The 14,229-nt window shown below is 53.9% G+C and carries 13 protein-coding genes; 12 read left to right on the forward strand and 1 reads right to left on the reverse strand.

Annotation, left to right across the window (positions count from 1 at the left end):
- Positions 1–3: 3 nt before the first annotated feature.
- Entirely contained in the window at positions 4–1,314 is a 1,311-nt protein-coding gene (locus E0F26_RS06325; protein ID WP_279240824.1) for a TRZ/ATZ family hydrolase, read from the reverse strand.
- A 125-nt stretch (positions 1,315–1,439) separates the two neighbouring features.
- Here E0F26_RS06325 and gyrA point away from each other — a divergent pair, with 125 nt between their 5' ends.
- The 12 genes from gyrA (at position 1,440) to E0F26_RS06385 (ending at position 14,153) form a co-directional block, all read left to right on the forward strand.
- Positions 1,440–4,055: a DNA gyrase subunit A gene (gyrA, locus tag E0F26_RS06330; protein ID WP_279240825.1), complete on the forward strand. Its 2,616-nt coding sequence runs from the start codon at positions 1,440–1,442 to the stop codon at positions 4,053–4,055.
- Positions 4,052–5,131, forward strand: coding sequence for a 3-phosphoserine/phosphohydroxythreonine transaminase (gene serC, locus E0F26_RS06335; protein ID WP_279240826.1), 1,080 nt, complete (start codon positions 4,052–4,054; stop codon positions 5,129–5,131). Before gyrA ends, serC begins: the two co-directional genes overlap by 4 nt.
- Before the next feature lie 11 nt (positions 5,132–5,142).
- The gene (gene pheA / locus E0F26_RS06340) at positions 5,143–6,237 is read left to right on the forward strand and encodes a prephenate dehydratase (RefSeq protein ID WP_279240827.1); all 1,095 of its coding nucleotides are present in this window, start codon (positions 5,143–5,145) and stop codon (positions 6,235–6,237) included.
- Positions 6,237–7,139: a prephenate dehydrogenase gene (locus E0F26_RS06345; RefSeq protein WP_279240828.1), complete on the forward strand. Its 903-nt coding sequence runs from the start codon at positions 6,237–6,239 to the stop codon at positions 7,137–7,139. The genes pheA and E0F26_RS06345 overlap by 1 nt, the downstream gene beginning before the upstream one ends.
- Complete coding sequence (aroA, locus tag E0F26_RS06350; RefSeq protein ID WP_279240829.1) at positions 7,136–8,434, forward strand: 3-phosphoshikimate 1-carboxyvinyltransferase; 1,299 nt, start codon at positions 7,136–7,138, stop codon at positions 8,432–8,434. Before E0F26_RS06345 ends, aroA begins: the two co-directional genes overlap by 4 nt.
- 2 nt (positions 8,435–8,436) lie before the next feature.
- The gene (gene cmk / locus E0F26_RS06355; protein WP_279240830.1) at positions 8,437–9,123 is read left to right on the forward strand and encodes a (d)CMP kinase; all 687 of its coding nucleotides are present in this window, start codon (positions 8,437–8,439) and stop codon (positions 9,121–9,123) included.
- A gap of 95 nt (positions 9,124–9,218) precedes the next feature.
- On the forward strand, positions 9,219–10,892 hold the full coding sequence (gene rpsA / locus E0F26_RS06360) for a 30S ribosomal protein S1 (protein ID WP_279240831.1): 1,674 nt from the start codon (positions 9,219–9,221) through the stop codon (positions 10,890–10,892).
- A gap of 343 nt (positions 10,893–11,235) precedes the next feature.
- Positions 11,236–11,532, forward strand: a complete 297-nt coding sequence (locus tag E0F26_RS06365; protein WP_279240832.1) for an integration host factor subunit beta — start codon at positions 11,236–11,238, stop codon at positions 11,530–11,532.
- Positions 11,532–11,825 carry a LapA family protein gene (locus E0F26_RS06370; protein ID WP_279240833.1) on the forward strand — a complete coding sequence of 98 codons (294 nt, stop codon included), beginning with the start codon at positions 11,532–11,534 and terminating at the stop codon, positions 11,823–11,825. The genes E0F26_RS06365 and E0F26_RS06370 overlap by 1 nt, the downstream gene beginning before the upstream one ends.
- On the forward strand, positions 11,818–12,999 hold the full coding sequence (locus E0F26_RS06375; RefSeq protein ID WP_279240834.1) for a hypothetical protein: 1,182 nt from the start codon (positions 11,818–11,820) through the stop codon (positions 12,997–12,999). Before E0F26_RS06370 ends, E0F26_RS06375 begins: the two co-directional genes overlap by 8 nt.
- Positions 13,000–13,019: 20 nt before the next feature.
- Positions 13,020–13,709, forward strand: a complete 690-nt coding sequence (gene pyrF, locus E0F26_RS06380; RefSeq protein WP_279240835.1) for an orotidine-5'-phosphate decarboxylase — start codon at positions 13,020–13,022, stop codon at positions 13,707–13,709.
- A 111-nt stretch (positions 13,710–13,820) separates the two neighbouring features.
- On the forward strand, positions 13,821–14,153 hold the full coding sequence (locus E0F26_RS06385) for a ComEA family DNA-binding protein (RefSeq protein WP_279240836.1): 333 nt from the start codon (positions 13,821–13,823) through the stop codon (positions 14,151–14,153).
- Positions 14,154–14,229 lie beyond the last annotated feature (76 nt).

Consider the following 14,229-nt stretch of genomic DNA (forward strand, 5'->3'; position numbering starts at 1 on the left):
TAACTAGCCCGAGAGTTTAGCGCGCCAAGCCCGCGCTTTGTCATTTAAGGTGTCGTTGTCTAGGGTTTGCAGTTGTCTGTTCTTCAGGACATTTTTCCCTGCAATCCAGCTCCAAGTGACCTCGGTGCCTGAGTTGGCATAAACGATGTTTGAGTCCAGAGAGTGGCTGGGGGCCATGGACAAGCCGGTCGTATCGAGCGCGATGATGTCGGCTGATTTCCCCGCTTCTAGACTCCCAGTAACGGTGTCCAGGCCCATGGCGCGAGCGCCATCAAGCGTTGCAGCCTTGATGCTGTCGATGGCGGAAAGCGCGGTTGGGTCGCCGCTCTCCAACTTCGCCAGTAGCGAGGCGCTCTGCATTTCAGCAAGACCATTCAGTTTGTTATTACTAGCAGCCCCGTCAGTGCCCAGCGCCACATTGACGCCCGCCGCTCTGAGTTTGGTAACTGGGCAAGCGCCTGAGGCGAGCTTCATGTTGGACCTTGGGCAATGCACGACATGCGCCCCATGTTGCACCAGCGTATCAATGTCTTGATTGCCAAGATCTGTCATATGAACGCACTGGGTTCTCGGGCCCAAGAGCCCAATGCGTGCAAGTAGATCAATCGGTCTCTCGCCCGTTGCATCAACATGAGCCAACACCTCTGCTTGGGTCTCGTGAAGGTGGATTTGGACGGCAGCGTCGAGTTCATTGGCGAGCATGGCGGTTGTGCTGAGTAACGACTCGTCAACGGTGTAGGTGGAGTGGGGTCCCAAACCGACATCGACTAGTTCGTCGTTTCGGAAGTGATCGCGCAGACCCAGCCCCTTGTCGAGATACTCACGCGCATCACTCGCCCATGAGGTTGGAACATTCATGATGGGAAATACAATTTGCGTGCGCATACCCGCGCTGCTGAGTGTCTGGGCGGCCACATCGGGAAAGAAGTACATGTCACTGGTAGTCGTAATGCCGCTCAGGATCATCTCGGCCGCTGCGATCTCTGTCCCGTCACGCACAAAATCGGGCGCTACCCATTTACCTTCCGTTGGCCAGATCTTGTCATTTAGCCAACGCGCAAGCGGCATGTCATCGGCATAGCCCCGCAGCAAGGTCATCGCCGCATGGCCGTGTGCATTCACCAAGCCGGGCATCAGTGTGTGGCCCGGCAAGTCGATGTGCTCGACGTCTTCGATCTGCCGCGCGTCCTCGGTGAGCACAAGGCCTTCGATCAGGCCATTTCTGACAATAAGGCTCTTCCCCGTCACGATCTTTTCAGGACCTGCGATGGGAATAATTGCATCTGCGTGTAAAGCAAAGTTTGGCAATGTCATAGATCAAATGTTCCCAATTCAAGAGGGCCTTAGACGTAGCCTCAACCGTCTGAATTTGATAGTATTTACAGCTTATCAATTGCAGAGTTTAGGCGGCACGCCCGTCGACAAAAAAAGATCATCGGATGTCAGATCAGCAGCAAGACTTAGCGCAAGAAGTACACCCTATCAATATCGAGGACGAGCTCAAGCAATCCTACATGGATTATGCGATGAGCGTCATCGTCGGACGTGCATTGCCCGATGTTCGGGACGGGCTAAAGCCCGTGCACCGGCGCGTGCTCTTTGCCATGAACGAGCTCAACAACGACTGGAACAAAGCCTATAAGAAATCGGCACGTGTCGTGGGTGACGTTATCGGTAAATATCACCCTCATGGTGACTCCGCGGTCTACGACACCATCGTGCGTATGGCGCAGACGTTTTCGTTGCGCTACCCACTGGTAGACGGGCAAGGCAATTTCGGCTCGATAGATGGCGATTCGGCGGCGGCGATGCGTTACACCGAAATTCGCATGACCAAGCTGGCGCACTCGCTACTGGCCGACCTCGAGAAGGAAACGGTTGATTTTGCGGAAAACTACGACGGGACCGAACATATCCCCGTGGTTCTCCCCACGCGAGCCCCCAACCTGCTCATTAACGGGTCGGCAGGTATTGCTGTGGGAATGGCGACCAACATTCCACCGCATAACATGCGAGAAGTGGTTGCAGGGTGTCTGGCGCTCCTTGAGAACCCAGAGCTCACCATTGATGACCTCATTCGTTACATTCCCGGCCCTGATTTTCCAACGGGCGCCATCATCACCGGACGCGCCGGCATTATTCAGGCCTACCGAACGGGGCGGGGTCGAATTTACGTCAGAGCTAAAGCGGAAGTCATCACCGATGAGTCAAAAGGCAAAGACACAATTATCATCCATGAGATTCCTTATCAGTTAAACAAGGCGCGCTTATTGGAGCGTATTGCCGAGCTGGTGAAAGAGAAAAAGATCGAGGGAATTACCGAGCTTCGCGATGAGTCCGACAAGGACGGCTTGCGCGTGGTGATTGAGCTTCGTCGTGGCGAGGTCGGTGATGTTGTGCTCAATAACTTGTACGCGCAGACACAGCTTCAGTCGGTGGTGGGCATCAATATGGTCGCCTTGGTTGACGGCCAGCCGAAGGTGCTTAACCTCAAAGAAATCATTGAGGCCTTTATACGCCACCGCCGAGAGGTCGTAACGCGCCGGACACTGTTCCTGTTGCGAAAAGCGCGCGAGCGGGGTCATGTCTTAGAAGGTTTGGCGGTTGCGCTAGCCAATATCGACGAGATTATCGAGCTTATTAAAACGTCCCCTACGGCGGCGGATGCACGTGAGCGCCTCGTGGCGGCTGCGTGGGCGCCAGGTGATGTCAGCGCGATGCTCGAGCGCGCGGGCGAGTCTGCTTGTCGCCCAGAGGACCTTGACGGCGACTTTGGTCTAATTGACGGCAAGTATCATCTTTCTCCGGCACAGGCTCAGGCAATCTTAGATTTACGCCTCAACCGTCTTACCGGTCTTGAGCACGAGAAGCTGCTTCAGGAATACGCCGATAAGGTCGCTGAGATCGCCGATTTACTTGAGATATTGGGCGATCCAGATCGACTGCGCTCGGTCATTCGCGAGGAGCTCGAGGAAATCGTTACGGATTTTGGTGATGAACGTCTCACGGAAATTACCGATTCAGCGCACGACTTAACGGTTGAAGACCTCATTACAGAGGAAGATCGGGTCGTCACGATTTCGCATTTGGGTTACGCGAAAACGCAGTCATTGACCGACTATCAAGCACAGCGACGCGGCGGTACCGGACGAAGCGCGACGGCGGTGAAAGATGAGGACTTTGTTGAGCATTTATTGATCGCAAGCACGCACGCGACCGTCTTATGTTTCTCCAATCTGGGTAAAGTCTACTGGCTGAAGGTATTCCATATTCCGCTGGCGAGTCGTAACTCGCGAGGACGGCCAATGGTTAATTTGCTCGCCTTGGATGAAGACGAGCGTATTACATCCATCCTGCCGATCGATGGTTACAGTGAAGATCAGTTTGTCTTTATGGCTACGGCAAACGGTACGGTTAAAAAGACGGCTGCCACGCAGTTTGCACGTCAGCGCAGTGTCGGCTTGAGGGCCATTGAGCTCGATGAGGATGATGTACTCATCGGTACGGCAATTACTGAGGGCAATAGCGACATTATGCTGTTCTCAAGTGAGGGCAAAGCGACGCGATTTAACGAGAGCCAAGTCCGTGCGATGGGAAGAACAGCTCGCGGGGTGCGAGGCATCAATCTGGCGAAAGGCCATAAGCTGATTTCGCTCATCGTCCCCCAAGAGGGTGGCCGCATATTGACGGTGACCGAGAACGGATACGGTAAGCGCACAGAAAACGCGGAATTCCCAGCGAAAGGGCGGGGCGGTAAGGGTGTCATCGCTATGTCGACGTCAGAGCGAAATGGATCGCTCGTTGGTGCCGTTCAGGTTTGGGATGCCGACGAAATGATGTTGATCTCTAACCAGGGCACGGCGGTTCGAACGCGAGTCGATGAGGTCAGTTTGCTAGGCCGAAATACGCAGGGTGTGCGGGTCATTCGCACACGTGATGGAGAAGCGTTGGTCAGTGTAAGTCGTATCGTCGAAGACGATGATGCGGCAGAGCCTGCCCAGCCAGTAGTGGCTGAGGGCGCTGCGGACGACGATAACACCGAGTCCCAAGAGTGATGCGAGCACATAACTTCTGTGCGGGGCCGGCAGCGCTTCCCGCCGCGGTGTTGGAGCGTGCTCAGGCTGAACTCCTTAATTGGCAAGGTGCGGGTGCCTCCGTAATGGAGTTAAGCCACCGTAGTCCGGAGTTTGTGGGTATTGCTGAGCGCGCAGAGGCGTCACTCCGAAGGCTTCTTGGTATTGGCGACGATTACGCGGTGCTCTTTCAGCAGGGGGGTGCGTCGCAGCAATTTGCATCAGTTCCATTGAATCTGAGCCGTGCTGACGACACTGTCGATCAAGTCGTAACCGGGCAGTGGTCGAAAAAAGCCTTGGCGGAAGGAAAGCGATTGGCGAACGTAAATGTCGCGTCGAGCTCTGAGTCTTCAAACTTTACAACCATTGCGCCTCAGTCGGACTGGTCTACAACGCCGGATGCTGCCTACCTGCACTACTGCCCAAATGAGACAATTGGCGGTCTGGAGTTTGCCTTTGTACCCAAAAGCGACGTGCCGCTCATCGCTGACATGTCTTCGACGATTCTCTCTCGACCGATTGACGTTGATCAATTCGGCGTCATCTATGCCGGCGCGCAGAAGAATATAGGTCCTGCGGGGCTCTGTATCGTTATCGTGAGGCGGGATTTGCTGGGCCGCGCGCGCGAGAACATTCCGGCCATGCTCAATTGGAAAATAGCGGCAGAAAATGACTCGATGTACAACACACCGCCGACCTTCGGGATTTATCTCGCGGGATTGGTGTTTGAGTGGCTTGAGTCGTTGGGTGGTTTAGATGCCATGTATGCGATAAATAAGCGTAAGGCTCAGACGCTATACAAGGTCATCGACGACAGCGAGTTCTATGCAAATCCCGTGGATCCTCAATGTAGGTCATTGATGAACGTGCCGTTCACCTTGGCTGATGCAACATTAGACAAAGTGTTTCTTGAGCAGGCTGAAGAGGCTCAGTTGTTGAACCTCAAAGGTCATCGCTCCGTAGGTGGTATGAGAGCCAGTATTTACAATGCGGTTGAGCAAGCCTCCGTTGATGCTTTGTGCGAATTCATGCATCGTTTCGAAAAAGACAATGGATAGAGACCCTCGTCATGGCCTCTGATGATCAGTTAGCAGTAATCCGAGCGGATATCGATTCAATAGATCGGCAGCTCCTTGAGTTGATCAATGCGAGAGCTGCCTGCGCACGCCGTGTAGCTGAGATTAAGCTCGCTGCAAGCCAAGGTGGTGATGCGCTGTTCTACCGGCCGGAGCGAGAGGCGCAGATTTTAAGAGCGATTCAGGAAAATAATCCCGGCCCGCTCCCCGCTGATCAGGCAGCGCGGATTCTTCGTGAAATTATGTCGAGCTGCTTGGCCTTAGAGCGCCCCCTTACCGTGGGGTTTCTGGGCCCCGTAGGAACCTATTCGCAGGCGGCGGCGCTTAAACATTTTGGGCAGTCAGCCATTTTAGAGCCCCAATCGACCATTCGAGATGTATTTAGACTGGTAGAGGATCGTGCTTGCGACATGGCGGTTGTCCCCGTTGAGAACTCAACTGAAGGTATGGTGGGCCAGACGCTCGATTGCTTCCTTGAGTCACCGTTGCAGATCATCGGTGAGGTGGAATTGCCCGTGGTTCATCATCTTCTCGCGGGATCCTCGCAATCGCTCGATGACATTACGGTGGTCTGTGGTCACGAGCAGGCGTTAGGTCAGTGTCGCGACTGGCTCGACGCCAACTTGCCGGGTGTTCCTCGGGACGTGTGTCGCAGTAACGGGGAGGCGGCGCAACGTGCGAAAAACGAGCCAAATGTTGCGGCCATCGCGGGCGACCTTGCTGTTGAAAATTACGATCTCGCTAAACTGAGCGAGGCGATTCAAGACATTGCGCACAACACCACGCGCTTTTATGTCATTGGACGGGAAACCGTACCCGCCAGCGGCGCGGATAAAACCTCGATCTTAATCGCCAGTCGAAATCGACCGGGTGCTCTGCTTAATCTGTTGCGGCCGTTTGAAGAGCGGGGCATTAGTCTGACACGCATTGATTCCCGGCCGTCCAAAACGGAAAAGTGGACCTACATGTTCTTTATCGAGTTCGAGGGCCATCTCTCAGATGACTTGGTGAAGGGCGTCATGTCCGCGCTCGAGGAAAACTCGATTTTATTGAAACCCTTGGGCTCATACCCGAAAGCGCCCATCTGATGACTGCTTTTCATGCGCGCACCGTGGCGTTGGTTGGATTGGGGCTGATTTCTGGGTCGCTCGCCCGTGCACTTAAATCCAGTCAGTGGGACGGCAGGCTTATCGCCTGGGGCCCGAGGGAGCCGAGTCTTAAGCGCGGGCTTGAGCTGGGTGTCATCGACGATTACTCCCTGATGCTGAGCGATATCGTAGAGCAGGCGGATGTGATTGTTGTTGGTGCGCCACCCATTGCAACGGCTGAGGTCTTAAGCGAGCTAACAGCGCTTGTTGTCGACGCGACACGAAAACCGGTCATTACCGACCTTGCCAGCATTAAAGGCTATGTGGTGGACGCCCTGAGCGTTGATTATCCGGACTTTGTACCTGGTCACCCCATTGCTGGGTCAGAGCACAGTGGTGTTGAAAATGCGGATGCTGCGCTCTTTAACGGACGCGAAATCATTCTCACGCCGTTACCAGGGACTAATCCTACGGCCATCGAGACAGTCAGTGCGATGTGGGCGTTAACCGGTGGCTATATTCGTCATATGTCGGTAACAGCGCACGACGCCATGCTGGCGGCGAGTTCTCACATGCCTCATTTAGTGTCTTATGCCCTAACAGGTGCACTCGAGCGCGATGAATCCGACCCCATGGTTCATGGGGGTGGCGCTCTCAGGGATATGACCCGGATTGCCGCGTCTGACCCGCTTATGTGGACGGATATTGCGATCACGAATCGCGATGCTTTGCTCCACTCCATTGACCAGTTTGAGACAGAGATGCAATTGCTGAGAACAATGGTGGATGCACAAGATGCAGAGGCCCTACAGTCGTATTTTGCCAGGTGTCGAACGCACCGGCGCGAGCACGACAGTATTCTTAACCCTTTACTTCAAAGTACGACAGAGGAGACGTCATGAGGTTTTTGGTCGAGCCGGGTGGCTCGCTCACCGGCTCTGTCCGAGTGCCGGGCGATAAATCAATGTCACACCGTACCGTCATGTTGGGCGCCCTAGCCGAAGGGACCACGGTAGCGACTGGTTTTCTAGAAGGTCAAGACGCGCTCTGCACGGTCCAGGCATTTAGGGGTATGGGCGTCACCATACGCGGTCCTGAGCAGGGAAAAATCGAAATTGACGGCGTGGGCATGCATGGGTTGAAGCCCCCCGTTGACGTGCTTGATATGGGAAATTCAGGTACCAGTATTCGTTTGCTCAGTGGGTTACTCGCGGCACAGTCGTTCGACTCAACCATGACGGGCGATGTGTCGCTGCAAAAACGCCCCATGGGGCGGGTGACAACACCGCTGGCGGCCATGGGCGCCGTGATTGATAGCGACGAGGGTCGTCCTCCGCTGCACATAAAAGGGGGCAAATCGCTCAGAAGCATTCACTACGACATGCCGGTTGCCAGTGCACAGGTAAAGTCATGCGTTTTGTTGGCGGGACTGTTCGCCGAGGGTCGAACCTCCGTGACGGAGCCTGCGCCAACGCGCGATCACACTGAGCGGATGCTGCGTGGTTTTGGTTACGACGTAGAGTGTGAAAATGAAGTGATCAGCTTGCAAGGCGGTGGCGCCTTAAAAGCAGCGACACTTGATATCCCCGCGGACATTTCGTCAGCGGCCTTTTTCTTGGTGGCTGCCTCCATTGCCGAAGGCTCTGACCTGACCCTTGAGCACGTAGGCATGAACCCAACACGCTCGGGTGTTATCACTATCCTGACGCTGATGGGTGCAGATATCGAGGTATTGAATGAGCGCGAGGTCGGCGGTGAGCCTGTGGCTGATTTGCGCGTTCGGTCTGCTTCCTTGACGGGCATTGAAATACCGCAGGATCTGGTTCCTCTCGCAATCGATGAGTTTCCGATCCTCTTTATTGCGGCTGCGTGTGCGGCTGGAACGACGACATTGTCCGGTGCCGAGGAACTCCGTGTGAAAGAGAGCGATCGCATTGCATCTATGGCCGAGGGATTGACGCGGCTGGGTGTTCAAAATGAGGTCAGGTCGGACGGTATTGTCATAACAGGTGGCCAAATGACGGGTGGCGAGGTGAATACCTTTCATGACCATCGGATCGCCATGTCATTTTCCATTGCGGCGTTGCGCGCAAACGGTCCCATTCAAGTCAACGATTGCGATCACGTCGCCACTTCCTTCCCTGGCTTTGCGGCGCTTGCACAGGGCGCGGGATTGCGTATTTCCGAGGTGTTTTAATCGTGAGCACCACCGTAATATGTGTTGACGGGCCTAGCGGCTCGGGCAAAGGCACCTTGTCACAGCGCTTAGCAGAAGCGCTTAATTTCCACCTTCTGGACAGTGGAGCGCTCTACCGCGTAGTGGGTTATGCCGCCACGGTTAATGCTATCGACTGGTCTGATGAGGCCGGCGTGACACAGATTGCCCGCTCATTAGACGTAGCGTTTCTCAGTTCAGCGACCGGTGTACGCGTCATCTATTCCGGTGCCGATGTGACCGACTCCGTGCGAAGTGTGAGAGGCGGTGAGGGGGCTTCCGCGGTTGCCGCCATCGCGTCGGTCAGAGATGCACTGTTATCGCGTCAGAGGGAGCTTGCTTGTCCCCCGGGGTTGGTGGCAGATGGTCGCGATATGGGTACGGTCGTTTTTCCCAAAGCACCTCTAAAGATTTTTCTTGAGGCGTCAGCAGCTGCGCGGGCTCAAAGGCGACAAAGCCAGTTGCAGCAGCAAGGCGAGAATGTTAGTCTGCCGCGCCTTTTGGAGGCCATAGAGGCTCGTGACCTGCGGGATAGGACCCGCTCAGCGTCACCACTCATGCCAGCAGAGGACGCGGTGATTGTCGACAGCACGGCAATGACAGCGGACGACGTTTTCGCGCATGTGATGTCTCTAGTAACTCTAAAAGGGCTAGTGCACTCAGACGGATAAAGGCCTTACCCCTCGACTCAGTGCGTTTTTAACCGACCCAACCGGGTAAGATGGTTGGTGCTGCGTTGTTTGCAGCGACACGACAGGTATATTCAATGAGCGAATCATTCGCCGAGTTATTCGAAGAAAGTTTAAAGACAGTAGACATGGAGCCCGGCTCAATCGTAACGGGCGTTGTTATCGACATCGATAACGAGTGGGTTACTGTCCACGCAGGTCTCAAATCTGAGGGTGTCATTCCTCGCGATCAATTCACCAACGCCGGCGGCGAGTGCACACTTAACATTGGTGATGAAGTTCAAGTAGCACTTGAGACCGTTGAAGACGGTTTTGGCGAGACGAAGCTGTCGCGTGAAAAAGCGAAGCGCGCCGAAGCGTGGAAGACCTTGGAAGCCGCGCATGTTGCGCAAGAGGTTGTTATTGGTGTCATTAACGGGAAAGTCAAAGGCGGCTTCACAGTCGACGTGGACTCTATCCGTGCCTTCCTACCTGGCTCACTCATCGACGTACGTCCGATTCGTGAAACAGCGCATCTCGAAGGTAAAGAACTCGAATTCAAAGTGATCAAGCTCGATCAGAAGCGCAACAACGTTGTTGTCTCTCGTCGCGCGGTCATGGAAGCAGCTAACAGCGCCGAGCGCGATGAGTTGCTGGAAAACCTCCAAGAAGGTCAGAGCGTCAAGGGTGTGGTCAAGAACCTCACCGACTACGGTGCGTTCGTTGATCTGGGTGGTGTTGACGGCCTACTGCACATCACAGACATGGCGTGGAAGCGCATTAAGCATCCAAGCGAAGTGGTCGAAGTCGGTCAAGAAATGGATGTCAAAGTACTCAAGTTCGACCGTGAGCGAAACCGTGTATCACTTGGTCTTAAGCAATTGGGCGAAGATCCGTGGGTTGAGATCACTAATCGTTACCCAGAAGGTAGCCGTGTGAATGCACGCATTACCAACCTCACTGATTACGGCTGTTTTGCTGAGATCGAAGAGGGTGTTGAAGGTCTGGTTCACGTCTCCGAAATGGATTGGACTAATAAGAACGTTCACCCTTCCAAGATCGTCAATTTGGGCGATGAAGTTGAGGTGATGGTTCTTGATATCGACCAAGAGCGTCGTCGTATCTCACTCGGCATCAAGCAATGCCAGCAGAACCCGTGGGATGCGTTCGCCTCGCAGCATGCGACAGGCGATAAGATTTCAGGTTCGATCAAGTCGATCACTGATTTCGGTATCTTCATCGGTCTAGCGGGCAACATCGACGGCTTGGTTCACCTCAGTGATATCAGCTGGAACGAGACTGGCGAAGAGGCGGTCCGCAACTACAAGAAGGGTGACGAGATCGAAACTGTCATCTTGAGCATCGATCCTGAGCGTGAGCGTATTTCTCTGGGTATCAAGCAACTCGAGGAAGATTCATTCTCCATTTACTTGGGTGAGTCAGACAAGGGCAGCATCGTTACAGGCGAAGTTACCGAGGTGGATGCTAAGGGTGCGGTCGTTAAGCTTAACGAAGAGGTCGATGGTTACATCAAGGTAGCTGATCTTAGCCGTGATCGCGTTGAAGACGCGCGCTCGGTTCTGAGTGTCGGTGAAAAAGTTGAAGCTAAGATCGTCGCGATTGATCGCAAGACACGTGCTATTGGCTTGTCGATCAAAGCCAAGGATATGGACGACGAGAAAGAAGCAGTTCAGTCACTCAAGCAGCAAGACGGTGCAGCATCTCCGGGTACTATCGGTGACTTGATCAAGGCGCAGATGGACAACCAGTAAGTCGGTTCATTTGTTGCAACACCTAAAAAAGCCGGCATTGCCGGCTTTTTTTTTGGCAAGTACAACGATAATGGTCTGGTCGAACTGGGAAGGTTTGAGGGTTTTAAGGTCACTAAAGAGTGCACCTGAATAGGCGCCTGAGCGCGCGAGTCTACACAGCACATGCACTCATCGATGTCGTTCACAAAGTTAAAACAGCAGATGTCGAGTCTGTTTTAATAAAACCCTTACACTGTAAGTCCCCGAAAATTCTCTCGAGCGACTCTGAAAGAGAGCAGGTAAGGGTTTTTGCCCTTGTGTGTGCCCGCTATGGTGTGGACAATACGGCAAGGAGCGAGGAAACATGACACGTAGCGAACTTATCGACTTAATGGCGTCACAGCACAACCAGCTAACCACAAAAGACGTTGAGCTGGCCGTGAAGTTAATGATTGATCACATGGCTGACTCGCTTTCATCTGGAGAGCGTATTGAGATTCGTGGCTTCGGAAGTTTTTCTCTGCATTATCGCGAGCCGCGTAAAGGTCGCAATCCCAAGACGGGCGATACCGTCGACCTCGAGGGTAAGCATGTTCCGCATTTCAAGCCGGGTAAAGAGCTGAGGGAGCGGGTGAATCGCTCGATCAAGGCGGTATTTTAATGCTCGGTTGGCTGCGTGCCGCGCTAGCCTTTAGTCTCCTCGTCGCATCCGTATTTATCGGCGCTGTCTTTGCGACCCAAAACACCTCAGTGGTGCCGCTTTCCCTTTTTGTGATCACGCTTCCTGAGCAAACAATGGCGGTTTGGCTGCTCTTGTTTTTGATTGCGGGCCTCGCCACGGGGAGTCTTATCAGCAGTGGCATTGTTTTGCGTCAACGCGCAGGCCTCGCGGCGCTAAGACGCGAAAATACGCGCTTAAAGCAACGTATGGAGCGCGCGCCGAGCAATGGCTGAGCCGAGCACACTCCTTCTTGCCTTGCTGTTTCTTGCAGTGGCGGCTGGCTGGGTGCTTGGCCGCGGTGCGTCTGGGCGTGATGACGAAGTGGATCAAACGCCTCCCTCGCAATATTACTTGGGTTTGAACTTCCTGCTCGATGGTGAGCAAGAGTCGGCGTTGAAAGCCTTCAGTGAAGCATTAGCTGTTAATGCTGAGACCTTCGAGACGCATATCACATTTGGCAGTTTGCTGAGAAAACGGGGGGAGGTGGATAACGCGATTAAGATTCACCAGTCACTGTTGTCTCGAACGAAGCTTCCTGACGCACAGAAGAATCAGGCACACCTTGAATTAGCGAAGGATTTTATTGCAGCGGGTTTATTGGATCGCGCAGAGCAACTATTAAAGGATCTAATCGACTTGTCAGAAGAGCACGAAGCCGATGCCAAAGTGCTTCTTCTTGACGTGTTTGAAGCGAGCCGAGACTGGGCTCAAGCACGTCGTTTGGGGGAGTCACAACTTAAAACGGCGCTGGCGGCGACGGTGTCGCCAACGTCAAAAGCGAAGGCGGATAAGATAAAAGCACGTCTTGCAAATTACTGTTGTGAGGCCGCAGAAGACTTAGAAGCCAAAAAGTCTTGGGCCTTGGCGCGTGAGGAAGCCGCCGAGGGGTTGCGGTGGGATGATACGAGCATCTGGCCACATTTAATCATGGCGCGGATCGATGTCGAGGAGGGCGCACTAAAGCAAGCGTTTGATCGGCTACTCTCTGCGGCGACTGTGGCACCATCGCGCATTCCTGAGTTCATCGATGTGTTTCGCACGGTTTGTGATGCCCTCGATTACAGAAGTCGGTTGATTCCACTTGTTTCGGGGTTTCTTGGGGACCGTGATGATCCCCAACTTAGAGCGCTACTCGCTGAGGAATATCTCGCAGAAGGCAGGGACGCTGAAGCGCTTGAGATCATCGTTGAGGGCCTCGACCACAAACCCACATCAGCTCTCCTAGAAAAAGCGCTTGATCTCATGAGTGAACAAGTCAGCCGTCCAGAGGTTATTAAGGCCGCGCGTAAATTGTCAGCGAAGCAGTCAACTTATCTCTGTGGGGTCTGCGGATTTCATGGGCCCAGTTTTTACTGGCAATGTCCTGGGTGCAAAAATTGGGATACGCTTTACCGACCCGCCCGTTAACTTTGTTTTAAGAGAATGTTATGCGAAGCCCTCTGATTGTCGCGCTCGACTTCCCGACACTTGACCAAGCTGTTGCCTGCGCCCAGCTGCTGGACCCAAAAGTTGTTCGTGTGAAGGTGGGTAAACAATTGTTTACGAGCGAGGGCCCAGCTGTCCTCTCTGCACTTCATAATTTGGGGTTCGACGTGTTCTTGGATCTCAAATTTCACGATATTCCCAACACCGTTGCAGGCGCGGTTAGCGCAGCTGCAGATTTGGGCGTCTGGATGGTTAATGTTCATGCCTCGGGCGGGCGACGGATGATGGAAGCCGCTGCGAATAGTGTGGCGCAGAGGGGAAACAAAACACAGCTCATTGCTGTCACGGTCCTGACGAGTATGGACGATGCGGATCTGGCTGACCTCGGGATTACAGAGACGCCTGCGGAGCAGGTGTTGAGGTTGGCCACACTTGCGCAAAGTAGTGGTATGGATGGCGTTGTTTGTTCCGCGCAGGAAGCGACATTGCTTAGTCGGCAGTTTGGGCGGGATTTTTCGCTGGTGACACCTGGCATTCGTCTGCCCGAAGACGACGCGAGTGATCAGCGCCGCGTGGTTACACCGTGGGACGCCATCGATGGCGGTGCCACCCATTTGGTCATGGGGCGCTCGATTACCGGGGCATCCTCTCCTGCGGACGTTGTTGATCAAATCATCGCACGGCTCGCGTAATCTCAACCCGCCTAATTTCATCAATATGAGGCAGCGATCTCCTTGGAGCGGCTGCATCATACCTATTCTCAATCAGACTCATTCCAGTCTTTATTTACGAGGATAGAAACGATGGTTAGTAACACTATTTACAGTAATTCGAGTTCAAGCTTGGCGGCGTCTCACGGGTCACTTGCACGCCATGTGTTCGGTATTTTTCTGACGGCGGTACTCACATTTTTTGTTGTCGATTCGGTCGGTGCGGCAGAGACTGTCAACATCAATACCGCAGACATCAGTACCTTAGCGGCGGAACTTGTAGGTGTGGGGCCACAGCTTGCGCGCCGAATCGTTGAGTTTCGTGAGCGCTATGGTGATTTTGAAACCGTTGAAGCACTTAAAGATGTTCAGGGTATTGGCGAGGCGTTACTTGCGAGAAACGTAGATAAAATCGCCCTGCAGTAGTCGGTGTCGATTTGAGGACCACGACATTTATGAAGACAATCTGGTAGCATGCGCCCCGCGAAAAAGGGGCGTTTTT

The organism is Candidatus Paraluminiphilus aquimaris (genome assembly GCF_026230195.1).
Lineage (GTDB): Bacteria > Pseudomonadota > Gammaproteobacteria > Pseudomonadales > Halieaceae > Luminiphilus > Luminiphilus aquimaris.